This is a genomic window from Alkalibacterium iburiense (assembly GCF_039521845.1).
Taxonomy (GTDB): Bacteria; Bacillota; Bacilli; order Lactobacillales; family Carnobacteriaceae_A; genus Alkalibacterium; species Alkalibacterium iburiense.
Genome location: NZ_BAAACW010000061.1, coordinates 1 through 24885, shown reverse-complemented (window position 1 = coordinate 24885; position 24885 = coordinate 1). Strand labels below are relative to the sequence as shown.

Annotated in this window: 26 protein-coding genes; 12 read left to right on the top strand and 14 right to left on the bottom strand. The window is 37.4% G+C overall.

What is annotated here, in order from left to right; all coding sequences use genetic code 11:
• Positions 1-79: 79 nt before the first annotated feature.
• From ABDZ53_RS05190 to ABDZ53_RS05180, 3 genes are all read right to left on the bottom strand, one after another.
• Positions 80-1051, bottom strand: coding sequence for a LacI family DNA-binding transcriptional regulator (locus ABDZ53_RS05190; protein ID WP_343754530.1), 972 nt, complete (start codon positions 1049-1051; stop codon positions 80-82).
• A gap of 97 nt (positions 1052-1148) precedes the next feature.
• Positions 1149-3212 (bottom strand): RNA degradosome polyphosphate kinase, encoded by a 2064-nt coding sequence (locus ABDZ53_RS05185; protein WP_343754529.1) that lies wholly within the window; start codon positions 3210-3212, stop codon positions 1149-1151.
• Positions 3213-3222: 10 nt separating this feature from the next.
• Complete coding sequence (locus ABDZ53_RS05180; RefSeq protein WP_343754528.1) at positions 3223-4779, bottom strand: Ppx/GppA phosphatase family protein; 1557 nt, start codon at positions 4777-4779, stop codon at positions 3223-3225.
• Positions 4780-5109: 330 nt separating this feature from the next.
• Here ABDZ53_RS05180 and ABDZ53_RS05175 point away from each other — a divergent pair, with 330 nt between their 5' ends.
• The 5 genes from ABDZ53_RS05175 (at position 5110) to ABDZ53_RS05155 (ending at position 10099) form a co-directional block, all read left to right on the top strand.
• Positions 5110-6330 (top strand): 3D domain-containing protein, encoded by a 1221-nt coding sequence (locus ABDZ53_RS05175; RefSeq protein ID WP_343754527.1) that lies wholly within the window; start codon positions 5110-5112, stop codon positions 6328-6330.
• A 194-nt stretch (positions 6331-6524) separates the two neighbouring features.
• Positions 6525-7313 carry an AAC(3) family N-acetyltransferase gene (locus ABDZ53_RS05170; protein WP_343754526.1) on the top strand — a complete coding sequence of 263 codons (789 nt, stop codon included), beginning with the start codon at positions 6525-6527 and terminating at the stop codon, positions 7311-7313.
• A 76-nt stretch (positions 7314-7389) separates the two neighbouring features.
• Positions 7390-7995, top strand: coding sequence for an MptD family putative ECF transporter S component (locus tag ABDZ53_RS05165; protein WP_343754525.1), 606 nt, complete (start codon positions 7390-7392; stop codon positions 7993-7995).
• Positions 7995-8693 (top strand): energy-coupling factor transporter transmembrane component T, encoded by a 699-nt coding sequence (locus ABDZ53_RS05160; RefSeq protein ID WP_343754524.1) that lies wholly within the window; start codon positions 7995-7997, stop codon positions 8691-8693. The genes ABDZ53_RS05165 and ABDZ53_RS05160 overlap by 1 nt, the downstream gene beginning before the upstream one ends.
• Positions 8690-10099 (top strand): ABC transporter ATP-binding protein, encoded by a 1410-nt coding sequence (locus ABDZ53_RS05155; RefSeq protein WP_343754523.1) that lies wholly within the window; start codon positions 8690-8692, stop codon positions 10097-10099. Before ABDZ53_RS05160 ends, ABDZ53_RS05155 begins: the two co-directional genes overlap by 4 nt.
• Before the next feature lie 213 nt (positions 10100-10312).
• Here the strand turns inward: ABDZ53_RS05155 and ABDZ53_RS05150 are convergent, their stop codons facing one another.
• Positions 10313-11716 (bottom strand): aldehyde dehydrogenase family protein, encoded by a 1404-nt coding sequence (locus ABDZ53_RS05150; RefSeq protein ID WP_343754522.1) that lies wholly within the window; start codon positions 11714-11716, stop codon positions 10313-10315.
• A 138-nt stretch (positions 11717-11854) separates the two neighbouring features.
• On the opposite strand from ABDZ53_RS05150, the gene ABDZ53_RS05145 reads away from it, so the two are divergent.
• Together ABDZ53_RS05145 and ABDZ53_RS05140 are read left to right on the top strand one after the other, a co-directional pair.
• Positions 11855-12358 (top strand): immunoglobulin-like domain-containing protein, encoded by a 504-nt coding sequence (locus ABDZ53_RS05145; protein WP_343754521.1) that lies wholly within the window; start codon positions 11855-11857, stop codon positions 12356-12358.
• A 50-nt stretch (positions 12359-12408) separates the two neighbouring features.
• The gene (locus tag ABDZ53_RS05140; RefSeq protein ID WP_343754520.1) at positions 12409-12909 is read left to right on the top strand and encodes a hypothetical protein; all 501 of its coding nucleotides are present in this window, start codon (positions 12409-12411) and stop codon (positions 12907-12909) included.
• 45 nt (positions 12910-12954) lie between these two features.
• On the opposite strand, the gene ABDZ53_RS05135 is transcribed toward ABDZ53_RS05140, so the two are convergent.
• Positions 12955-13395, bottom strand: a complete 441-nt coding sequence (locus ABDZ53_RS05135; RefSeq protein ID WP_343754519.1) for a YtoQ family protein — start codon at positions 13393-13395, stop codon at positions 12955-12957.
• A gap of 69 nt (positions 13396-13464) precedes the next feature.
• Complete coding sequence (locus tag ABDZ53_RS05130) at positions 13465-14325, bottom strand: DegV family protein (RefSeq protein ID WP_343754518.1); 861 nt, start codon at positions 14323-14325, stop codon at positions 13465-13467.
• A gap of 118 nt (positions 14326-14443) precedes the next feature.
• Between ABDZ53_RS05130 and nth the strand changes: the two genes are divergently transcribed.
• A complete protein-coding gene (nth, locus tag ABDZ53_RS05125; RefSeq protein ID WP_343754517.1) occupies positions 14444-15076 on the top strand; it encodes an endonuclease III in 633 nt (210 codons plus the stop codon).
• Between the two features lie 479 nt (positions 15077-15555).
• Positions 15556-15900 (top strand): hypothetical protein, encoded by a 345-nt coding sequence (locus tag ABDZ53_RS05120; RefSeq protein WP_343754516.1) that lies wholly within the window; start codon positions 15556-15558, stop codon positions 15898-15900.
• Between the two features lie 367 nt (positions 15901-16267).
• On the opposite strand, the gene ABDZ53_RS05115 is transcribed toward ABDZ53_RS05120, so the two are convergent.
• Entirely contained in the window at positions 16268-16630 is a 363-nt protein-coding gene (locus ABDZ53_RS05115) for a DUF6568 family protein (RefSeq protein ID WP_343754515.1), read from the bottom strand.
• A gap of 190 nt (positions 16631-16820) precedes the next feature.
• Between ABDZ53_RS05115 and ABDZ53_RS05110 the strand changes: the two genes are divergently transcribed.
• On the top strand, positions 16821-17885 hold the full coding sequence (locus ABDZ53_RS05110) for an NAD(P)-dependent alcohol dehydrogenase (RefSeq protein WP_343754514.1): 1065 nt from the start codon (positions 16821-16823) through the stop codon (positions 17883-17885).
• A gap of 87 nt (positions 17886-17972) precedes the next feature.
• Here the strand turns inward: ABDZ53_RS05110 and ABDZ53_RS05105 are convergent, their stop codons facing one another.
• Positions 17973-18452 (bottom strand): YehS family protein, encoded by a 480-nt coding sequence (locus tag ABDZ53_RS05105; protein WP_343754513.1) that lies wholly within the window; start codon positions 18450-18452, stop codon positions 17973-17975.
• 144 nt (positions 18453-18596) lie between these two features.
• Here ABDZ53_RS05105 and ABDZ53_RS05100 point away from each other — a divergent pair, with 144 nt between their 5' ends.
• Positions 18597-19580: an HRDC domain-containing protein gene (locus ABDZ53_RS05100; protein ID WP_343754512.1), complete on the top strand. Its 984-nt coding sequence runs from the start codon at positions 18597-18599 to the stop codon at positions 19578-19580.
• A gap of 85 nt (positions 19581-19665) precedes the next feature.
• Here ABDZ53_RS05100 and ABDZ53_RS05095 read toward each other — a convergent pair whose 3' ends face one another.
• The 4 genes from ABDZ53_RS05095 to ABDZ53_RS05080 all read right to left on the bottom strand — a co-directional run bounded on the left by ABDZ53_RS05095 (position 19666) and on the right by ABDZ53_RS05080 (position 22146).
• A complete protein-coding gene (locus ABDZ53_RS05095; protein WP_343754511.1) occupies positions 19666-19821 on the bottom strand; it encodes a hypothetical protein in 156 nt (51 codons plus the stop codon).
• Positions 19822-20130: 309 nt separating this feature from the next.
• Positions 20131-20613: a hypothetical protein gene (locus ABDZ53_RS05090; protein WP_343754510.1), complete on the bottom strand. Its 483-nt coding sequence runs from the start codon at positions 20611-20613 to the stop codon at positions 20131-20133.
• A gap of 119 nt (positions 20614-20732) precedes the next feature.
• The gene (locus tag ABDZ53_RS05085; RefSeq protein ID WP_343754509.1) at positions 20733-21293 is read right to left on the bottom strand and encodes a sugar O-acetyltransferase; all 561 of its coding nucleotides are present in this window, start codon (positions 21291-21293) and stop codon (positions 20733-20735) included.
• Between the two features lie 73 nt (positions 21294-21366).
• Entirely contained in the window at positions 21367-22146 is a 780-nt protein-coding gene (locus ABDZ53_RS05080; protein WP_343754508.1) for a dihydropteridine reductase, read from the bottom strand.
• A 171-nt stretch (positions 22147-22317) separates the two neighbouring features.
• On the opposite strand from ABDZ53_RS05080, the gene ABDZ53_RS05075 reads away from it, so the two are divergent.
• A complete protein-coding gene (locus ABDZ53_RS05075; protein WP_343754507.1) occupies positions 22318-23055 on the top strand; it encodes an alpha/beta fold hydrolase in 738 nt (245 codons plus the stop codon).
• Between the two features lie 290 nt (positions 23056-23345).
• On the opposite strand, the gene ABDZ53_RS05070 is transcribed toward ABDZ53_RS05075, so the two are convergent.
• Both ABDZ53_RS05070 and ABDZ53_RS05065 read right to left on the bottom strand, forming a co-directional pair.
• Positions 23346-23807 (bottom strand): epoxide hydrolase N-terminal domain-containing protein, encoded by a 462-nt coding sequence (locus ABDZ53_RS05070; RefSeq protein WP_343754506.1) that lies wholly within the window; start codon positions 23805-23807, stop codon positions 23346-23348.
• 579 nt (positions 23808-24386) lie between these two features.
• Positions 24387-24689 carry a hypothetical protein gene (locus ABDZ53_RS05065; RefSeq protein WP_343754505.1) on the bottom strand — a complete coding sequence of 101 codons (303 nt, stop codon included), beginning with the start codon at positions 24687-24689 and terminating at the stop codon, positions 24387-24389.
• Positions 24690-24885 lie beyond the last annotated feature (196 nt).

Genomic DNA, 24885 nt, shown 5'->3' with positions numbered 1-24885 from the left:
GCTCATTAGATTGAAGACTTAAGTGAATGACTGAATGGGCTTGAGTTGATTGAGACAGATTACTCATGCTTCCATCCCGTCACTTGGTTGTTCCTCTTTTGATCAATTTAAAAGACAAAGGGATGAGTGGCTTGGACTCATCCTTTAAGTGATGGAGAAGGAGGCGACAGGCATTTCTCCCTTGATCTTCGATACCATAATCGACTGTGGTCATATTCATCATATCGCTGATAGGTAAATTATCGAAGCCGATAACTGCCGTCGTGTTGGGAACGTCTATATCACTCCGTCTCAATCGGGAAACAATCAAAGCAGCCGCCGTATCTGAATGGGTTGTAATCACATCGGGCTTCTCCTTCTGACTGGCGATCCATTGAATCAGGCGGTCTATACTTTCATCCGAACCGATATGAAAGAAAGGTTCAGATGAATAAGGGGAATGGCCTTTTTCTAAGTGAAAATCCCGATATGCATCCAGACGCCTTTGGGTATTCAGTCCTTCTGGCGTACCGTAGACATTTAAAAGCCGCCGACAGCCTATATCCCAAGCGTACTCCAGAGCTAATCGCATGCCTTTGTAATGGTCGATAAAAACAGAAGGGATGCGACGGGACGCTACATTATGTAAAGTGACAATAGGACCGTAATCGGCATAAGATTCCAGTGTATGCCAGTCATTGGCTCGGTAAATTAAAAAGATGCCATCTAGCTGCTTGGATTTGAGTAAATCAAAGGCTTCTCGCTCCCTTTTCTTTTCTCCATTGGTAATAAACAAAGTGGTCGTGTATCCGGCTGAATAAGCTTCATCAATAAAAGGGTTGATCCGTGACAAAACGGTTTCATTAAACTGTGTACTGACAATGCCTAAATTTTTAGTTGCTCCGGTGCGTAAATACTGAGCATTTTTATTAGGGGCATAATTTAATTCCTTAATCGCTTCATTTACTTTTTCGCGAGCAGCAGCACTGACATAGCCACTTGAGTTAATGGCTCTGGAGACTGTCGCTGCGGATACACCAGCTAATTTGGCAATATCTTGAATGGTTGGCATGTAATCACCTGCTTCTCATCTAGTATATCAAATTGTATGCATAGAAAGTAAAAAAATCAGTGATATTCCAACTATCTAGAATACCACTGATGGATGATCAGGGAGAAAACAAGTCTATCAGTGTCTGCTGGGCACTGATGGGTTTATTTCCCTGGGGATTCAGTTTATGATACACCCCTTGGGCATTTAATTCCCATGCTTTTGTATTGTCATATAAATAAAGCTTCAAAATGGATAAGATGTGCTTTTCTAATTCACTGTTTAAAATAGGGAAAGCTATTTCAACCCGTTTAATCATATTTCTAGTCATCATATCAGCTGATGACAAGTAAAGTTCTTCTTCTCCGTTGTGATAAAAGTAGTAAATACGGCTATGCTCTAAATATCGTCCAATTACACTACGGACAGTAATATTTTCACTAATTCCTTTAATCCCTGGAATCAGACAGCAAATCCCTCGAACAATCAATTCAATCTTAACTCCAGCCTGACTCGCTTCGTATAATTTTAAAATCATTTTCTTATCCGTTAAGGAATTCATTTTAGCAATAATATGGCCATTGCCGAATGACTGGTGTAATTGAATTTCTTTTTCTATATTATCAATGAAGCGATCCCTGATATCAAAAGGCGAGACATGAAGAAGGGTATAGTTTGGTTGAGTCGAATAACCACTCAAGTAATTAAAGAAATCAGACACATCCTGCGCCAGTTCTTCATTTGAAGAAACGAGACCCATATCCGTATATTGCTTGGCTGTTTCTTCATTATAATTCCCCGTTCCTAAATGAACATACCGTTTAAAACCCGACCGTTCTTTTTTTATGACGAGAGTTGCCTTACTATGCGTTTTCAGGCCTTTGACCCCATATAAAATGTGAGCCCCGGCTTCCTCTAATTCTTTGGCCCAGTGAACGTTATTCGCTTCATCAAAACGGGCTTTTAATTCCACTAAAACAGTCACTTGTATGCCATTATTTGCGGCATATTTCAATGCTTCAATTAAAGGAGAATCCTTACTGACCCGATACAGTGTCTGCTTGATAGACACGGTTCTTTTATCTTCCGCTGCTTCTTTGACGAAAGAAATCACCGGTTCGAAGGATTCAAAGGGGTGATGAAGGAAGACATCTTGTTTTTCAATCAGAGAATAAATGGACTGATTCTCTAATTGAGCAGGATAATAAGGGGTAAAGGAAGGGTATCCTTCAAATCCTTTGCTTTCTAACAGGTCAGTCACTTCGTCTAAACAGGTTAAGTCAAGCGGGCCATTAATTCTGTAGACATCCCGTTTTTTTACCATGAGCTCTTTTTTTAGATATTCAATATCCTCTTCCACTGGAATGTCAGCCAAGCGTTCATCGATTTCAAGACGAACAGCCCGTCCGTTCTTTCTTTTCTCTAAATAATCTTTGATTACTTCAAGTAAATCTTCTGCTCCTTCTTCTTGAATTTCTAAATCGGCATTCCGTTTGACTCGAAACGTGAAGGAGTAAGTGATGGTATAGCCTTTGAATAAATCATTCAAGAAAGCGTAAATAATATCTTCAATAAATAATAAGAGGGTTTGTCCTTCTCTTGAAATAGGATACATACGTTTGAGTCGAGTAGAAATAGGAATAATCGCGATAAAGGGTGTGCCTGTTCTTTCTAATCGAACAAACAGATGCAGGACGCCATCAGATAAATGAGGGAACGGCCGGTAAGCATCTATGCCATAAGGAGTTAAAGCCGGCTCAATTTCTTCTTCAAACAAACGCTTTGCTTCTGCTTTCTCTTCTTCTATCCAGTCCTTGATGGATTTAAAATAGACACGATGCTCTTCCAATTCCTTTTTTTTCAAGTCAAACAGCGCGTACTGTCTTTCAACATTTAAACGATTCTTTTTTGTTATTTCTTTTAGCTGCTTTTCAGGCGTCCACTGTTTCTTCGTATCGACTTCATTGACACCCATTTTTGATTGATCTTGAAGGCCCGCTACGCGTACCTTATAAAACTCATCAAGGTTTGAGCTGCCAATGGATAAAAAAGTGAGTTGTTCTAGTAATGGGTTAGTGGGATCAATGGCTTCTTCTATGACACGACTGTTAAAATCAAGCCATGAGAGTTCTCTGTTTTGATAATACTTGGGATCGCCAAGGGTAGTTATATTGTCAACCATTTCATCCCTCCTATTGTGATGCAGCTTCCGACTCACTGTGGAAGACAACATCTAATGGTTTACCTAATGCACGTTCTAGATGGTTTTTGTGCTTGTTAGCGCGGTACTCTTCTGCAATAGCATCCCCTTTATACGTGACATGAAGCTCATAGGAGCCCTCTTCGCCCTCTAATAAATCCATATCCTGTACAAAATTAACATGTGAGTCACTAAGAGCTTCGGCGAACTTAATGATACATCCCAAATAAAGCAAGGTGTCTTTTTCTTTCTCTTCATACCAATCGTCTACATCATTGACGTACTGCTTAAACAGGGATCGGTTTTTATAACTGGCCATCAAAGCCAAACGAACCCTGTCTTGATGAGTGAAGCCATGTAAGTTTGAATTTGAAATAATGTAGAACGTGTGTTGAGATTTTGAATCATCTTCTATATAACTGCCTAAATAGTATAAGGTGGCGCCGTAATGGAGTAAATCAAGTTCGTTCTGCTCTACATTTAACACACTTTTTTCCGTCAATAAAGCAATCAAGCGATCGGCCAGAATAATGCGCTGATGAGCACTGATCGGGCGAATATTATACTGCTTGAATAGGCGTTGAACGGTTTGTCTTTTGACTCCGTACAAGTCATAGGCATCTGGATTTTTTTTATTGATTTCTTCAATCATGATACCTTCCCTTAAACCGCGATTACTTATGATAAAGGCTTTTGATTTCATTGCCTTCATCAGTTCCGTAAAGACAATACCAGCAGGAATGATGATGTCTCTACGGTCTTCACTGAGTCCATCCAAATCACTTAATTCTTCCATTGAACTGGATTCTAGCAAAGAAAAGGTCTGATTCAACTCTTTGACGTTCATTTGATATTCGTGTATGCCCGCAATAGGGTAGTCGACTTGACGCTGGTGAATTTCTGCATAGTTACGAGCAGACCCTCCGATTCCAACTAAAGGGACTTTAGCTTTAACTAGCCAGTCTAATGAATGAAACTGATCGCTTACCCATTGACGGGCCTTTTTAATGGCATTCTTATCATTATGATTTTTCCCATCAAAAAATTGCTTTTGTAGAGATACAGCCCCGAAAGGGAAACTGATGGACTCTTTGACTTCTTTATCTTTGAAATAGGTCAGCTCCGTACTTCCCCCACCTATATCGATACTAATCCCATCCATGACATCCATTGTATAGCGAACGGCATAGTTTCCGTAGTACGCTTCTTTTTCTTCCGGCAATATTTCTAATGTCAGACCTAATTCCTGTTCCACACGTTCTAGAATAGCGTCTCTATTAGCCGACTGTCTGATAGCGGCTGTGGCGATAGCCCTGCTTTTATGAATAGAGTAACGTTCAGCTATTTCTGTAAAACTTCTAAGAACATTAATGAGAACAGTGATGCCTTCCTCTGACATGTTTCTATCCTCATCGAGATACTGCACTAATCGGGCAGGTGTTTTGATGTTTTGTAATTCATATATGCTGTGAGATTCATCCATCTCAAATACAACGAGACGAATCGTATTGGATCCAATATCTAATAAACCAAAGCGTTCATTCTTCATAAAAAAACTCCTTTTATCTCTGTCATTCGTCTTAAGTCATACACATTCGTGTTACCTTAATGATACTATTTATGGTAGGGCATTGTCTAAAATTCCACCTTTTGTTGCATAAATATTACAAAAATGTAGAAAACGCATTCAATCGCCGTCTCTTTTACAAAAATACGGATAAAAATTAAATAATAAGGATTAAATTTCCATGCTTTGTAACAAATTGTAAGAAGATAGAAATGTACATAACAGCTTTTCTAGGTATAATGACGGGGCATTGAACGATTGAGTTGTATAAAAATAAGTAAACGATACAGGAAAGGAATGTTCTTTAAAGCGATGAAAAAGAATATAGTTGGTATAGTGGTCCTCATGTTAGGGTTACTCCAGTTAGGCTATTCTCAAACAGCCTCTGCCAATACCCTAGAAGCTATTCAAGAGCAACAAGAACAAAAGAAAGAACAAATCAATACCCTGCAAAGAGAAGTGAATAGTGTTTTAGAAGAAGTCAGTGTACTTAGCCAAGAGCTTACCGATCTTGAGCAGAACATCAGTGACAAAGAAGTTGAGATTGAAGAAACAGAAGTAGAAGTGCAAGAGCAAGAAGAACTTGTGGAAGCGAGATTAGAACAGGCACGTCAACGTGTTCAATCGTTACAATTGAATGAAGTGAATCAGAATATTGTGTTGACTATACTTGAAGCAGAAAGTTTATCGGATTTATTTAATCGAGCGTTAGTTATTAAGAGATTGACAGATGCTGGAAATCAGCAAATTGAATTAGCAGAAGAAGAAGTTCAAAAATTAGCGGATTTAAGAGAGCATCTGGTTGAGACAAGAGAAGAACTTAAAGACCAGCAAGCCAAAGCGGTTGCTCAAAAAGAAGCCTACGATGAAAAAGTAGCTAACTTACATGCCTTGATTCAAGAGAATCAATCTGAATTGACGACCTTAGTTGAAAGAGAAGCAGAAGAAGTAGCCCGTATTGAAGAAGCGCGTCGTCAAGCAAGAGAGGAAGCGGCAAGAGCAGCAGCTAGACGGGAAGCAGAAGAGAGAGCAGCCAAAGAAGCACAAGTGCAAGAAGTATCGGTCTCTTCGTCAGAACGTTCCGCTTCAAGCGAGACAGCTTCAACACAAAACTCTCAGCCGGCTCAGAAGACGGAAGCAAAGGCAGCTGAATCCAAACCGGCTCAGGCGAAGCAGACAGAATCAAAATCTGCTGAAACGAAACAGGCGGAATCCAAACCAGACCCTGCACCTAAACAAAGCAGCGGAAAATCATTTGTTGTTCAAGCAACGGGTTATTCAACAAAGCAGCCGAACTTAAGCACGCATACAGCTACCGGGATTGACTTGAGAGTGAATCCGCGAGTCATTGCGGTTGACCCTTCCGTTATTCCATTAGGATCGATGGTAGAAGTAGAAGGTATGGGCGTTTATATTGCTGGAGACACAGGAGGCGCCATCAGAGGGAATATTATTGATATTCACTTTGAAACAGTGGGGCAAGCTCTTAACTGGGGCCGACGCAGCGTACGCATTACCATTTTAAATAGATAAATCAGACTATCAGCCAGCTTTCAAAGGGAGACATTCTATCTTTGAAAGCTGGTTTTTTGCTGGACAAAAAGCATGGAGTAAAAGACAGGGTGGAAGAAGTGAGTTAAACCAAAGATGTGGCATAGATTAAAATAAGAAAGCATGCTATTCTATAGAGTGAGTGTATTAAATAATAAGGAAGTAAGGAGATTAGCATGCATACAAAAGAGTCGTTAATGAAACAGTTAGAAGAACTGAAAATAAAAAAAGAAGGCACCCTTTTAGTCCATTCTTCTTATAAAAGCTTAGGAGTAGTAGAAGGGGGGCCGGATACAGTCCTGGATGCGCTGAGTGAGTACATGAAAGATGGCCTACTCGTTTTACCGACCCATACTTGGGAATATATTAATAAAGACAATCCCGTCTTTGATGTCAAAAACTCCCCAACGAATGTGGGGATTTTAACTGAATTATTCAGAAAAAGAGAAGGTGTGATTCGGTCCGAACACCCAACGCATTCTGTGGCGGCCCTTGGAAAGGATGCGGAAGCCTTCGTTGCTGGGGAATATAAACATGAGACTCCCTGTGCTCGTGAATCGGTTTATGGCAAACTAGTCGACAGACACGCTCAAGTCTTACTCTTAGGTGTAGACTTCAAACGAAATACCTACATTCATGGGGTGGAAGAGTGGATTGACATCCCAGAGCGCGTCACGGATACGCATGAACAGCTCTTTAGTATTTTACATACTGGAGAAAAAGTGGAGGTCCCTTCTAGAAGACACTATGGCTTATCTTGGTCTGAACACTTTTGGAAAGTAGAAGAGCTACTAATGGAAGAAGGGTCTTTGTATAAAGGGAAATTAGGAGATGCCACCGTTTTAGTGGATGATGCCGCAAAGACAACGGAATTATTAACGGAACTCCTTCAAGCGAACCCTGATCTCTTTTCAGACAATGAACCCCTTGAAGAAAAGTGGCGCACTTTTTTCCATAAAAAATAAAGGAAAGGCTCTCATGTATTGCATTTACGTGAGAGGTTTCGATATACTATTAGAGTCATTTTTTAGGAGGTTAAATATGAAACGTAAAAGAAAACGTGGGATACACATTCCGCAATTGATATCCATTGGTGTCTATACAGCTTTATACTTTGTAACAGTGGGGATATCTGCCATGTTCACAGTCTTTCTTGTTCCGGGCTACTCATTCATATTTATTCCGATTGTATCTGCCTTACTAGCGGGTACGGTATTTTCACTTATGGTAGCCAAAGTGCCTCAGTTTGGAGCTATTACTATTATGGCTTCCATTATGGGCTTGTTTTTCTTCTTAAGTGGGCGCTTTCCCTTTGCTTTATTTCCAAGTATAGGTTTTGGACTACTAGCAGATGCTATAGCGTATGCGTTCAAGTATAGAAGTAAAAAAGGGTTACTGTTGAGTTACGTTGTTTTCTCGTACGGGACAATCGGTCCGATACTGCCCTTCTTTTTCTTGCCTGAGTTTTATGCACAAGACTTGGTCGATCGTGGAAGAGACATGACTTATATTGAAGGAGCCTTTGCGAATATATCAGGCAATACAGCTGTCATCATTGGGGTATCCATATTAGTGGCTGCCATCATTGGTGGGTTGTTTGGACAACGCATGATGAAAAAACATTTTGAAAAAGCCGGGATTGTCTAATGGTTAATGTATTCGACCCGAGAACAAAAGTCACCTTACTGCTCTTATCTCCCGTTTTAATGGGCTTATCTATTGGGATAGGATTAGAAATACTGGTTATTCTGGTTTACGTCACCCCTTTTTTCTTATCCAATGAAATAAAGTGGGGTGTAGGCTTTTTATCTCTCTTTTTCCTGCAATTATTTTCTGCCTATTTTATTCTCCCTCATTTATCCAGTCCATTTATTCTGTATACAGTGTCTCTATTAGTCACAGGCTTTAGACGGATGATGCCGAGTATCATAGCAGGGGCTTTCGCACTGAAAACGACCCACATCAGCGAATGGATCAGTATGTTGAAAAAGTGGCACATGCCGACCGCAGTCATTGTCCCTCTTGCAGTTATGGCTCGTTTTTTTCCGACAGTGAGAGAAGACTACCGTCATATTCGTCGAGCAATGGCCTTTAGAGGAATAGGAATCGGGTCTATGGGAATGGTAAAAAACCCGATGCAATCCTTCGAATTCATCCTTATTCCTTTATTAATGAATGCCAGTCAAGTCGCTCAGGATTTAACGATTTCTGCTTTAACGAAAGGCTTGGGCATGCCTGGTAAACATACCTCTTTAGTAGAACTCAAGATGAGAACTCTGGATTATACGTATATAGGCATAGCGCTCATCCCAATCACTTTACATTTTGGAGGACAAATACTATGAAACCAGCTGTAGTGAGCGAATCGGTCTCTTTTCAATTTCTGCATACAGAAGACTCCTTTTTAAAAGACATTAACCTGACTATTCAACCAGGAGAGTGTGTCCTTATTTGTGGGAAGAGTGGGAGCGGAAAGACCACGTTCAGTCGTTTGCTGAACGGAGTGAGCCCGAACTTTATTGAGGGAGAGTTACAGGGGCATTTAAATACCGTTGACTTAGTCGCCGGAGAAGCAGAGATTGAAGAATACGTTCCGCTAGTAGGAAGTGTTTTTCAAAATCCGAAAACTCAGCACTTTAGCATGGACACAACCAATGAACTGGCTTTTCCTTGTGAGAACGTCGGAATGCCAGTGAAAGACATTTCCAAACGCATCGAAACAGTTGCTAAAGAATATGAAATAGAATCCTTACTTGGACGAGACATCTTTAAATTGTCTGGTGGAGAAAAACAACAGATTGCCTTTTCTTCTGCCAATATGCTTAAACCTCAAGTCCTAGTACTAGATGAGGTAACAAGTAATTTGGATGACCAAGCTGTTGAGCGTATCCGTCATATGATCCGTCGTATGAAAGAGAGCGGCATAACGATAATCTTAACAGAGCACCGTTTAGCCTGGACAAAAGGACTTGTGGATCGCTATGTATTGTTTGAAGAAGGAAAGGCAACGAATGAGTGGAACGCAGATACTTTTTCACACCTATCTAATGAAGAACTTCATTCTTACGGTTTGCGTGCGATGGATTTATCTCTCCATTCAAAAATAATTAAAGAAAAAATGCAAGCAAATAAACAGACGTCAGAAGCTGCTTTACAGACAAAGAATTTAGCAATTGGCTATGATAAAGAAGTGCCAGTTTTATCCGATTTAACTATTGGCTTTTCTCAAGGAGAGACAATTGGAATAATGGGGTCAAACGGGACAGGCAAGTCTACTTTAGCCAGTACCCTAATCGGTTTACAAAAGCCATTGTCCGGTTCTATATTATGGAAAGGCAAGCCAATTTCATCAAATGGACTTATCAAAAAAAGCTTTTTAGTTATGCAAGATACCAACTATCAGTTGTTTAGTGATTCTGTTTCTGAAGAAGTACTAATTGGAGCAAAGTATTCTGAAAAGAAAGACCAAATTCTTGAGCAGCTGAACTTAACAAAGGTAGAGGACCAGCACCCGATGAGTTTATCGGGCGGACAAAAGCAACGAGTCGCTATCGCTTCAGCTATTTTATCTGGTAAAGATATCATCATATTTGATGAACCGACAAGCGGGCTGGACTATGATAATATGGAACGATTCGGAAAATTACTAGAAGAACTAAAAGATTCAGGAGTCGTCGTCATCGTGATTACGCATGACATCGAGCTCGCTGCCAACTGGTGCGATCAGATTATTTATTTAAATGAAAACTAAAAGAACTCTCGAGCGTGAGAGTTCTTTTTTGCATCATACAGTCACTCTTTAAAAAAAAGTTGAGTTTTCTTCTAACTCAAATATAAAACGACTGTGAGTTAGCACATAACTATGAGTTTTCCTCCAACTCAAGTATAAATGTACTGTGAATTAGCATAAAACAAAGAAAAACGGAAACCGCACTATTAAAAGTGGGCTTCCGTCATATTTAAATTAGATAAACAAAGCTTTAATTTCAAGATAATCTTCGACTCCGTAAATACCATTTTCGCGTCCTAAACCGGATTGTTTATAGCCACCGAAGGGAGCTTTCGCTGTTTTTTCACCGTCATTTATAAAGACATTACCGCTTCTGATTTGTCTGGCTACTTTAATCGCTTCTTCTTTCGGACCGACCACGCCGCCAGATAAGCCGTAAATGACGTCATTCGCTATGTCAACAGCTTCTTCCACTGAATCATAAGTGATGACTACTAAAACGGGGCCGAAAATTTCTTCCTGGGCAATCGTCATATCGTTTGTCACATTAACAAAGACCGTCGGCTCAACGTAGTAGCCTTGCCCTTCTATTTTATTACCACCTAACAGCACTTCAGCGCCTTCATCTTTTCCTTTTTGGATATAATTCAGCACTGTGTCGTATTGATCTTTTGAAGAAATCGGACCAACAACCGTATCGTCATCTGCTGGATCTCCAACTTTAACATCTTTATATAACTCTTTCAGAATCTCTTTTGTATTCTCCAATTCATCTTTAGGCACAATGAGACGGCTTAAAGCAGAACAAGACTGACCTTGATTGTTTAGCAAAGTAGTCGCAGCTTTTTTCACCGCTAACTCTAAGTCTCCGCCTTTGAGATAAACCATAGGCGACTTCCCGCCTAATTCCAAAACAAGTTGCTTGACTGTTTTCCCAGCCTTTTCATATAAACTTTTACCGACTTTGGTAGAACCAGTAAAGGAAATGACATCAACATCGGGATGACTAGTTAAAAAGTCACCTGCTTCTTCGCCACTCCCTAGTATAAGATTGAATACACCTTTAGGTAAACCAGCTTCATCAATAATTTCAGTTAAAAGTAAGGCTGTTAAAGGGGTTAGTTCAGCTGGTTTCACAACGACTGTATTTCCAGCCAATAGGGCCGGTGTGATTTTACGTTGAATTTGGTTCAACGGGTAATTCCACGGTGTAATACACGCAACCACTCCAAAGCCTTCTTTTATAATAGTCGCATTGTCTACTTTCTCTTCGAATTCAAATGATTCAAATTCTTCTAAAGTGGCTTCCATTTCGCTTGTTGAAAGAGTGACCTGAGTTTCTTCCGCAAAGGTTTGCGACGTGCCTAGCTCTTTGACCATCATATCTGCGAGTTCTTGTTTCTTGTTTTTTATGCCTTCTAAAATATTTCGAACGTATTCCGTTCGTTTAGATGGGGAGGTTGTATTCCACTCATTGAAAGCCGCTTTAGCTGACGCCACTGCCCGATTGACATCCTCTTCAGTTGCTTCAATAATTGTCGTGATCACTTCTTCTGTTGCAGGATTAATCACTTCGATAGTTTTATCAGATTTTGATTTTTGCCATTGTCCGTCATAATAAAGTTTATGTTCGTTCATGAAAAATCTCCTCCTTCAATACCCATTATGAAGTAAAAGAAAGAGAGAGCCAAATAAAAGGCATTAGAAAGTGATTCTTGTAAGCGGTATACATATCAGTTATACTTCTCATAAGTACTGGACGAGAGGGGCACATCAATGAAAGCAATAGGACTAATTTTAATTGCTCTATTTTTAAACGCATGTGGTATAGAAAATGATGGAGCAGATAATTTATTTAGTTTTCACCAAATTGACTATTCCTATCCCTTTAATAATCCTGACCGACAAGACGAATTGAATGTGGATTTAACTTTTGAAGAAATTGAAGAAGGAGAAGTATATTCAAAAAGTGAACTGGAAAAATTGTATATTAGTGTGACCTATGAAGGCAACTCTACTGAAATAATTGAATTAGGAAGAGCCTTTGATGTCTTAGAAAGATTGGATGGAGAAAATTGGCAAACAGTTAGACCGGTAGAAGGATATGATGTTCCCAGCGACTTATTAACATTATCTACCAGCAATCCAACAGTAACCATTCAAGTGAGTCTTGATCCTTATTTAAGAAATGAAGATGAATTTAAGGGTGGAACATATCGAGTAACTAATCAAGATGCTGTATTCTATTTTAGTGTTGGTGAAATTCTAGTAGAGGAGTAATTATTATATCAAAAAACACAAAATTCATATTAACGCTAGGAAGTATTCTAGTGGTCGCTTTTTTCGTCAGCAGGATCTTAGCAGATGATAACGAAGAAATTGAGCGCGCTGTCCAGGCTCTTCAGCAGCCGATGACTGATATCAAACATATCGAATACTTAAACAACAATGAAGCGATTGCCTTCTATGAGTGGGGTCAGGAACCAGAACATTTTGGTCATGGAATGTTTGAAAAACGTCTATTAGGATGGGAGTTTTATGGAGGAAGTACATACTGGGTTGATTCAGAGATGGATTTTGGCTTAACTTTTTCTAACTTAGAATTCAGCTCATCTACCCATACAGATTTAATTAGCGGGATAATTGGGCATCCTGATATCGTAATGGTGGAAGTAGAGACTCTCAGTGGCAATACCTATGATGCAGAGATTATAGAATATGATGCGGGTGAGAGATTTTGGTTTTTACTGACTGACGGAGATAATACAGTAGGCTCAATTGTAACAGGGTTAACAGAGGATTCTGAAGTAATTACCCAAGAAGGAATATAAAAAAATGCACAGAAAAGTTAAATTCTGTGCATTTTGTGTATCTATTTAAATCGTTACATATTCCAACACAGATACAGCTTGATCGATTGTTTCCACTGTAACATTCGCTTTATTAGATAATTCTTTAATCGCATGAATTAAGCTTTCCGGGCGAACGATAATCAGGGGTTTACCTTTATTAACAGCTGTCGTCGCATCCATTGCGGTATTCCACTGACGGTACTCTTCGCCAAATAAAGCAATCACAATATCTGCTTTATTCATTAATACCTGAGTTCGGAAGTTATTGATATCTGACGCTGCATCATCTTTATAATACTTTCCAGGCTGTTCGCCTAAAACCTGTTCACCAATATCGTCTGATAAATCATGATTGGTTTGAGGTGAAACAAACTCAAAAGGCAAGTCTTTCTCTTGTACCTTTTCAATTAATGTTTCCCTCCAATCGTCATGAATCTGTCCGGCTAAATAAACAACAAAAGTCATAAAATTACCTCCTATAAAATAGCTTCTCTCTTCACTATTACATATCTGTCTTCTGTAAGCAAAGAATCCTTACTCTTTCGAATAGTCAGGGGTTAAAGTAATACCCACTGCACTAGGGCCAGTATGGACACCAATCACACCAGAGAGTCGAAGCAGTTGATTGTCTTTATTATCCGGATATTTCTCTTTTATTCTTTTTCTTATAGATTCCGCTATCTCTGGAATATTTCCATGCGCAACGTCAATACGAACTGGGTAATTGAGTGAATCAATGTAATCGTGAGCGATCTGTTCCATCTTTTCTAGTGCACGCTTAGAAGTTCGAACGGCTCTTTTAAATTCAATGCCTTTAGAAGACAGTTTCAGTATGGGTTTAATCTTAGTAAAAGTAATGACTTTCTCAGCTAAATGTGAAATACGTCCACTTCTCACTAGATTTGAAAAATCATCGAGCATCACAAAAGCTAAGGTTTTATCTTTCATATCTTCGAGTCGGTCGATAATCGTCTGTATGGATTCACCTAGATTAATCAAGCGTTTGGCTTCAAGTACTTGGTAACCTGTTAAAACGGACACCATCTCTGAATCAAACACCGTAATTTTCTTTTCATCGACTTGTCTCGCAGCCATTTGTGCAGTTGAAACAGTCCCCGATAGTTTTCCTCCTGGATGAATACTTAAGATTGCATCGTATTCTTTTAACACTTTTTTATATAGCTTTATAAATTCTCCAATAGTCGGCTGTGACGTTGTGACCACTTCATTAGAATCGCCCATTTTGTTATAAAATTCACTTAACGTTAAATCATACCCGTCTTTATATGTAGTCCGTCCAAAAATGATATCTAAAGGAATCAAATGGATGCCCAATTCTTTTGCTTTTTCAAGCGAAATACTGCTGGAAGTGTCTGTTATAATCACTGTCTTCATAGTCTTATACCTCTCGCCGTTTATTTTATTATCCTATCTAAGTGTAACATAATTATATTTAAATTATAGCGATTCAAGTATGGTATATTAAAGATAACTTATACAAAGGAAGATGATAATGTTAACTGATGAATCCGCTCGTAAAGTCATTTACACCATTATGGATATGTACCCAAACGCCATTCCTAAAATGCGTTACGATGACCCCTTTAAATTACTGATGGTTGTCATTTTGAGTGCACAGGCAACTGATGAATCCGTTGCTAAAATCCGTGATGCTCTTTTTAAACGATATCCCAATCCGCAAACTGTGGTCAATTCGTCACCTGAAGAAATAGAAACGTATATAAAAACAGTCGGTCTGTACCGTAATAAAGCAAAATACATATACAAAAGCAGTCAGCAGTTACTCGACCACTTTAATGGAAAAGTACCTCAAACACGAAAAGAGCTGTTAACCCTAACCGGAATAGGTCCAAAATCAGCCAATATACTCTTAAGTGTAGCGTTTAACGAGCACGCTTTTGCGGTCGATACCCATGTGGCCCGAATCTGCCGGCATCATAAGATTGTCGAAGAGAAGGCGAGTGTCAAAGAAATAGAAGCGCGCGTGACTGAATTGATTCCTTCAGATTTGTGGGGAAGAGCCCACCAGTCCATGATTTCATTTGGAAAAGAAATATGTACATCACGCAATCCGAAATGTCACGAGTACCCAGAGTTGTATGACGGATTGAAATCAGTAGAATAATGTTCACTTTACTTCAGCGTCTCTTATTAGTAAGGTCGCATAGGAATAAAGTATCTAATTATTTAAATAATAACAGGCGAAAGTTTCTATCCCTTAACGGTATAGAAAGTGATATACTATTCATAAATCTGAATAAAGCATATCCAAATGGAGGAAACGTTATGTCACTCAAAAGAAGTAGCTATGGATTGATAGTTATAACAGGCTTATTACTGAGCATATACAGCTTGTATATTTTATTGCCCGAAAGGATTAATTTAGGATACAATCCAATAGGGATTGTCCAACTCTTTTTAGTGCTCGGGACACTCGTTTCACTGGTTTTTACTCTTAATAAAGCAAAGACAGTCTCAAAAAAGACACTATTAGCTTACTGTCTTCTTTTAATATGGCATATATTATTAATTTTATTTATGGCTTTTAGCCTTTTTGTTTGGTTTGCCTTCCGACCTGTTTAATTGTAGAAAGGAATATATATAATGAGTAATTATAAAAAGATATTTTCAGGACTTTTGTTTTTGTTAATATTAGGTTTTTGTTTGTATATTGTATACTTGTATCGAGATATCACAGCTATCAATGAAGCCATTGCTGAAGAGGGATGGACTCAATCAATTGAAACCGAAAGAACTGGATTTGATTTTAAAACAGGATCATTCTATAAGCATGTTACTTACAAAGATTCGGATGGGATTGATTACTATTATATTGTGAATAGATATCTTGGAAGCGACAGTGGAATAGTTTTTTCTATTGCAATGGATGAAGAAAATGTAGATATAGATGACTCAACAAAACCATATCAGCTTCAGTATTCCGAATAAACTTCTTATCTTAACACCCTTAAAACTCACTTTAATTCTTGATTTTTAGTATTTCCAAAAGTCACAAAAACGGTGGAAGATAAAACTTTCAGTCAGATGATAAAAAGTTAGATAAAAATCTCATAAAAGAGTACAAAGGAAAGAGCAGCGGTCGGGTAATTCGGAACCGTTGCTCTTTTTTTCTATTTTATAGAGCTCTATACTCCCAAATAACCAATAAATAGTCAGCTCGAGTCTTATAGAACCTCTCTATAAGACCTCATTCGTATTATTAAACCCTATCTGGTCGTATAGAGGGCATCTAATCGACCGGATTAAGATAAAATTCTTCTGTCCGGTCTAATAGGAAGAAAAATGCTTCCTAAATTTAGGATACATTAATAAACTCTGCTATCTCTTTCTCGCTCATAGAACTGTCGCTGACCGTTTTATGCCCGTCATCATTTTTATATAATAAACTTGGAACAGTCGGCATATCATAGTTACGTCTAAAGCCTTCAATCTCTTTATAATACTGTTCATCTTGAGAGTGGATGAAATACACAGTCTTATTATTTTTCTGGGCCACTTTATGAATCTTAGGCATAAACTTCCTACAATAAGGACACGTTTCACGTGCAACTAAAATAACGACTTCTCCGTCTGCTTCTAATAATTCATTTGCCTGTTTAGGTGAAATACGTTCGAAGTCTTCGGCCAACTTTAAAAACTCTTTTTCATCTGATGCCATAATTTAAACACTCCTTTAAATTTTGTTCATCTTAATCCTATCAGACAAAAAAACTCTCGCCAACTATTAAGCATACAAATAGAGTGTTATGTTTGCTATAGCTTTAAACCTTCTGCTATCTTTAAAAAAGAAGATACAAATAAATCAGACAGTTTTTAAGTTATTCACTATAGAGAGGATCGGTTTTATAATGGAAATAAAAGCAGCAGTCACTCCGAAAAAAGGAGAAGAATTTGAAATCAAAGAGGTGAAGTTACCTGAACTCACTTCAAAAGATGTTTTGATAAAAGTCGTTACATCAGGTATTTGCCATACAGATGTTTCCGGAAGAGACACAGACATGGTTAACCCCCCGTCGGTATTAGGGCATGAAGGATCTGGAATAGTTGAATCAGTAGGGGACGAAGTAACGGCTGTTGAAAAAGGAGATCATGTCGTTGTTTCTTTTTCTAGCTGTGGAGAATGTGAAAATTGCTTAAATGATCATCCCGCGTATTGTAAAAAGTATGGAGAGCTTAATCTAAATAGCCATATCGATGAGACGAACACTTTAGTCGATCGATTCTTTGGTCAGTCATCCTTTGCGACGTATTCACTTACTAACGAAAGAAATGTAGTCAAAATAGATAAAGATATAGACTTAACACTGGCTGCTCCTCTTGGGTGTGGCTTACAAACAGGTGCATCAACCGTTTTAAATGTATTGAAGCCAGAGGAAGGTAGCTCTATAGCCGTATACGGAGTAGGGTCAGTTGGATTAAGTGCTATAATGGCCGCAAAAATTGCAGGATGCAAAAATATAATTGCGGTTGATCTGCATGATAATCGCTTAGAGTTAGCCGAAGAGTTAGGTGCTACTGCTACAATTAATAGTAAAAATGAAAACGCAGTAGATAAAATTAAAGAAATCACTGGAAACGGTGTTGAGAATGCTCTCGATACAACTGGTGTAGACGAAGTCATTGAGCAAGCCGTTGCAGCACTTGATACATTTGGCAAACTCGCCTTTGTTGTTACAGATTTTGGATTTTCTATTCCGTTTATGGATTTAGTCATTGGTGGCAGACAAATTATAGGTTCGACTCAAGGAGACGCTATCCCTCAGAAGTTCATACCACAGTTAATCGACTACTATAAAGAAGGAAAATTTCCATTTGATAAAATGGTTACTATGTACGAGTTTGATGACATTAATAAAGCCTTTGAAGATTCTGAAAATGGTTCAGTCCTGAAGCCTATCCTGAAAATAGGGTAACCGCTCGGATAGATAAATCACTATAAATTAATAAAGGTGTTAGCGAAAACTTGCTAACACCTTTTATTTAGTACTATAAAAAATGTCTTACATAGCCAGACCTTTTAAGAAGTTCCGTATATACCTGTCTCCACACGGCTTATAATTACGGTGACCTTCTTTTCTCAACACCGCGCTTAATTCACTTTTCGATATCTCTACTCCAGCATCATCTAGAATATCCAATATATCATCGGATGTTAAAGACAAAGCAATTTTTACTTTCTTTAAAAAAATGTTATTCGCATTAGCTTGGTTCAATTCCAGCTCAGGTTCTTTCCCGTCTTTTGGTCCTCTTTCAAAAGTAATGAAGCCGTTTAAAAAGCGTTCGAACATTTCGTCGGAGCATTCCAATTCATATTCATTTTCAGTTCCAACCTCTTCATCACTGGTTGATTTTTTAATCATTAAGGCTTGAACCTCTTTTTTATTTAATGACACACCACCTAAGTGAAAAATCTTAACCATATCTGCATCTTTAATATCAAGCGCATAGCGCAATCGCGTTAATCGATCATTGTGATTCATTTGTAAACTTCCTTTCTTTTCCTCATGATGATTATAACAAACATCAGGCTATTAATCTTGGTGTATTTATGCTGATTTTAAATTTTACTATCAAGAAGTATGATACAATTTAATCAATATATATCATTTCAAAGGAGCAAATATATGACCATATTTCAAAAAATAAAAGAACCTATCTTTTTAAAAGAGAGCAAGAATGCTGAAGAACAAATTGAGAAATTGAAAGCCTTAAAGCCGAATCTTAATGAAGAAGGACAAACACTTTTAGAACAAGACATAGCCTTTTTAGAATACGGCATAGCTGGAGAGAAGAATATAGAGTTTGAGCTGAAAAATAGTCATATGCCCATGTACATTCTTCACGATATATATTTAAAAGAAGGAGATTTGAGTGCACAGATTGATTACTTAGTTTTTACTAACAAGTTATGTTTTATAATAGAATGCAAAAATCTATATGGGAATATCGAGATTAATAATGCAGGAGATTTTATCCGGGTAACAGAATATAGAGGAAGAAAACAAAAAGTCGGTATTTATTCCCCTATTACTCAAAATCAGCGTCATATGGATTTAATGAAAAAGATTAGAATAAACAGCAGGGGAAATAAAATAACTCAATTAATCTCAGAAAAGTATTTCCATACTGGTTATAAACCGATCGTTGTGTTGTCAAATCCCAAAACTATACTTAATGCGAAATTTGCGGCAAAAGAGATAAAAGATAAAGTAATACGGGCTGACCAGCTAGTAAAATACATAAAGGATGCCAATAAAGCATCCAAGGAAAGTATCGTTTCAGAAAAGACAATGCGTGATCGCGCACAGTTTTATTTAAATAAACACAAAGATGTAGTTAAAGATTATACGAAAAAATATGAAACATATAAATTAGAAAAAAGCGATACGGACTTGTTTGGTGAATTGAAGGCCTATCGGTTGAATAAGAGTCGTGAAGAGAAAATAAGAGCGTATTACATCTTTAGCGATAAGCAACTAGAAGATCTCGTTTCTAAAATGCCAAGAACCAATATAGAATTACAATCAGTGGATGGTTTTGGAAAGATTAAAGCAGAAAAATACGGAAATGATATTTTAAAAATAATACAGCCATATTTGGTTGATTAGATCAATAAAAGATATAAAAAAAGCATTTAGCCATATATTGCTAAATGCTTTTTCAAAACAAACTATAAGTCAAAAATTTTTCTTCCTACACTTTACGGATAACTCCTTCATCTTTAGAGATCTGGTAAATTCTATATGTCGCTGCAGCTCCGTATAAGCCTGCAACTCCAACTCCTAAAATCATATCAAACATAAATTCAGAAAGTAGCTGGGCCTCACGAAGAATCGGGATTAAATTCATCACGACCATACTTAAAGTAAAACCAAACTCTTGCAGTGATAGATATATTAGTAGAGCATAGACAAGATAGTTTATAAGGAGTAAGGTGAGAACAACGACTCCGACTACTGAAAGAACTCCCGAAAGAGCAAATATACCGCCATTTTTTCTATAAAACTTAAATGCAAGGTGGACACCTATAATTCCAGCAAACCAACCGTAAAAGCCAATATATAATAGAATTCCCCAAATGACTGCTCCGATTAATGCACCTAAAAAAGCTCCGCCAAGGCCAGATTGAATAGATTTTTTATTGCCGCCACCAAATTGTTAAGAATCTAAATCATCTTTAATGGTTTGATAACTGCGGTCACTTAAAAACATAAACGTGTTCTCCATTTGGTAAAGTGAAACAGTGTCATCCGTGTCGCCGTATAAAAAGTCTCCTGTATGAATACCGAGTTCTTTTAGCTGGGCGACTGCCTCATTAATTAAAGAAGAGATGTGTTTTTCAAAGGCTTTTTTTCGCATCGGAATGGTTCCAGCTAGTGACAGATGATTAGATTTCATCTCCACAACTAATGGCTTATGCTTTCCGACAAATCTTTCATTGAGCTTATTTATGACTTCTGAAAAGTCATTGTTTTCACCAGAGACACCAAATTTAATTAAATATTCACCTGGACCATAACTTGTTTCATTAACTTCAACAACTGTATAATACCCATCCACTTTTCCTGAAAAACTAAGAGGAAATTTAGATTGTTGTTTCTCTAAGTTAAAATCATTCATTAAAAAATTTGAACGTGCCATACGACCAACCCTTTCACCTTTTTTCAATTCTATCGTATCATAATACTTGTCTGTACAAGATTGCAAAGAGTAACGGTATGGTTCGGAATTTGTTTATATATCATTCAGGATGAAAAATTTTAATCTTTGACATCGATTTCTCTGAGGACGCGTGCAGGGACTCCGCCTATAACAACATTATCTCCAAAGGACTTCGTTACTGTCGCTCCCGCTGCAATGACAACATTATCGCCAAGAGTTACGCCACCAACAATCGTAACATTCCCGCCAATCCAACAATTATCTCCAATAGTTATCGGACGCGCAAACTCGTAACCGGAATTTCTTTCTGTTGGATCCAGTGGGTGTTCTGGAGTTAGGATGTGAACGGCTGATCCTAACATAGCATTTTTCCCAAACCGAATAGGGCAGACGTCTAAAAATACACAGTTAAAGTTCGCAAAGAAATTCTCGCCAACGTGAATGTTGTATCCATAATCCACTTGAAAGCTAGGCTCAATCATAATACTTTCACCAGTGCTTCCTAAAAGTTTTTTCAAAATGTTTTCTCGCTCTTCATATGATATGGGACCATTGTATTCTTGAGTCAACTTTCGTGCATTCGCTCTTTCTTCAACTAAAACCGAATCTTCCGGAGAATACATTTCCCCTGCTAACATTTTTTCTTTTTCTGTAAGCATTTTATTCCTTCTTTCTATACTTGTTATTCCACTATATGCATTATATAGGTAGTCTAGTCCTGAATAAAGAGTTTTACACCGCTGTACTCAAATGGTTTGAATTGTGAAACATAATATTTGAACTTTTTAACTGCTTTAAATAGAAAGCTGAGGTTCTAAAAACTCTTCTAGTCGTCTTTCCGTGTTTATCTAGCTTTATGTGGTCTGACTGAATCCCTTGTTCGTGCAAGAGGGCAATGTTTTCTAGGAGAAACTCATCACTCCCCACAACATAATAAAAGGCATCTTTGTCTGTGGCTAATTGTTTAACACGCTCGTAGTAATCGTTTCTGTTGTCCACAAATTCTGAAGAGAATGCTTTATCTGAAACCGTCTCGAAAAGATCAGGGAATAAGTAATGTCTTGAAGAGTCCACATTTAAAGAATGAATTGAACCGACATTTTCCGGACTATTAAAGTAATCCAGTACAAGAGGTCTAAACGTTGCCAGACCAACACCTGATGATAAGAAATAAATGTTTTTATTTTCTCGTCTGAGTGGGACGTTAGAATGAATTTTAAATACAGCCACTTCGTCACCAACTTCTAGCGTTCTCAGAATCTGTTTAAACTCAGAGCATTCTTCTTTTATACGGGTGGTAATCCCAATAGACTGTTCTTCTGGTAAAGTAGAAATAGACATGTGACGAACTAAACTACGATTCGGCTTTTCTTCTGCATTAAACCCTTTTAAGGCTAAATGAATATGAGCGCCTTCTTCCCATGTCACATCTTTAGGGCAATCTAAATAATAGGTTTTTATTTCAGGACTTTCATCCACTATTCGATTTATTTTCGTCCAATAAATTTGCATTTTATAATCTCCTCACTATTTTATCTTCTCTATATTCAAGATACACTAACTGATAATGATTCTCAATTAAAAGTGATCTTTTTCTCAAAAGAAATTCTGGTTCTTAATAAAGTAATATAAGGGCGGTACTTCTAAGGAATTATGCTATGATAATAAAGAGGTGTAAAAAGAATGAAATTAACGATTAGAAAAAGAACACTAGGGACTATACCACTTTTAGAAGTGGTTCAAAGAGAGAGGAGGAACGACTTACTCCCACTCATTGTTTATTATCACGGATGGCAATCTTCGAAGGAATTGGTATTAACCCAAGGTAGAAGATTAGCAGCCGCTGGTTTTCGTGTGCTGCTTCCTGATGCAGCGAATCACGGAGACCGAAAACAACCCATTACGAAAATACCTTCTTTAACTTTCTGGCAGAGTATTCATACCAACTTATTCGAGTTTGGTTACATTATTAACCACTTTGAAAAGTTGGGCTTAGTGGATGAACGAATTGCTGTAGGAGGTGTGTCCATGGGTGGGATGACGACTTGCGCACTGCTCACGCATCATCCTGAAATTAAAGCAGCGGCTTGTGTCATGGGATCACCAAAACCTGTTGCTTACAGGGAACGTATTCAAAAGCATGCGTCAGAATTAAATCGTTATATGCCAAAAGATTATTTGGACTTATTAACTTGGATACCGGCATATGACCTGTCTTTAAATCCGGAAACGCTAGAAGATCGTCCGCTTTATATTTGGCATGGAAAACAAGATATAGTAGTGCCTTATGACCATACCCGTGAATTTGTGGAGGGAAATCCTGATTTAAATATTATTTTTGAGGATGAGGATGAAGAACATCTAGTCAAAACTGCAACAATGGATAAAATCACTCAATTTTTTGTGAAGGAAATGCTTTAATAAAAAAAAATTGCGCATCAAAGAAAACTTACTTTCTGTTGTCTTTAGTCGTAAAACTGAAGCGTATGACTTGATCAAAACTGTTTCATCATTAAATCGCAATTGAATGATAAAAAACATTTTATCCATGACTATTCGTGATTAACGTCATTCAATTGAAAATTACATACGCGAATGACTCTAAGTGGTTCATTAGCTCTATTGAGCTGAAAAAAATTCTTGCGAATAGCTCTAAAATAGAAATTAGAGGTATTCGTCTGTTCAAATTTCTTGCGAATAGAGCTAAAAGGTTATTTCAGTGTGTGTATAGTATATATTTTAAAAGAAGGAATAGATGAGTAGTTTGCAAAAGGTACTATAACATCAAAAGAGTTACGAGAATCCCCACCAAATTTTTCAGGGGTTGTAAGATAAGGTATTAGTTCCAGCATTTCATAAACGGATCCAGGATAACCGTGTGGAATTAAAATGGGTATAGAATTGTCTCCGCTCCCGCGTTCATAAATAAAGTAAATATCTATTCCATCTATATTTACTTTATAATTGGAAAAAGCATTCAATTTCTTTTCGACTTTTCTCCAATCAAATTCCTCTTCCCAATAATCAGAAACTTCTTTCAGGAGTGATAGAGGTATTCCGTATTGCCAACCAGTATTGGGTATCTCATCTGGAAATCTCGTCATACCTAATCGCATTTTTAAATCATCTATCTCTTTATTAGAAATATTGATAGTGTAAGGTGTGATTTTCATATATCCTCCAAATTATTAAATTTTTTGTATATTAACAGAATAACAGAACACCCGTTCCTTCTCAACGTTTTAAAAATAAATAGCAGCGTACTATATTTTACACATTATTATGGACTTGACTTAACCATTAGTTATTACGTGTAGTTAAATACATGAAATTGCTTAAAGTAATGTATTTATGGTTCTGTTTTAAAGTGTGATTCTATAACCAATATTATTTGAAAAAATTATAATTCAAGTAGAGAATAACGATTTGGATTTAACAAAACACTCCCAGTATCGCTACTCGATACTGGGAGTGTTTTGTAATAAGGAATGTTTATGTTTGAACATTATTTATTTTAAGATACTTCAAAAGTATTTCTGTCAATCGCATGTATATCGTTGATGTAAAGCTTAATGTCAATTAATTCAGGCTTCGTTTCATCTCACAGTATGTTATCGTCTCTAGTGATCATTTGTGACAAGCAAGAGAACTGTTACATGTGAATTAGGAAAATATTTTTTTCTTGATAAATCATCTTGTTGTAACTATTATTCAATTAAATATTGTAAATACCTGTATGGATCTTGTCGGAACTATAGAGCTGATCCCATACTTATGATAAAAGTTACCCACATAAATCCAATTGTCAGCAACAATCCAGAGACTACGTAGCCTATTGCATAAATAAAATTCATTTTATTATTTCTGATTGCCATGATTAGAAACGACGTTCCTGCTAACCAAACTAAATATGTGAGGGCAGCACCAATCCAGTAAAAAAAGAGTCCATTTCCCCAATAGGCCATAATTTGAAAAGCGATACTTAATAGGTAGACACTAACGGCACTTAAAAGAGATATAACTAAATAGTGCTTCTCTTTTATAATTTTATTCATTTTTAAACCCATCTCCTTCCCAATACTATAAAGGCGTTAAAATCAATTATCAGGTATAGATTCAATATTAAATTATATTTAGATGTTACCACACTAGCTTAATACCGTCTACGGATGAATAAATTAAATCACTAGTGTTGCATAAAACTATATTCTTACCGGATTCTATATTTGTTAATTAAATCACAAGGTGTTT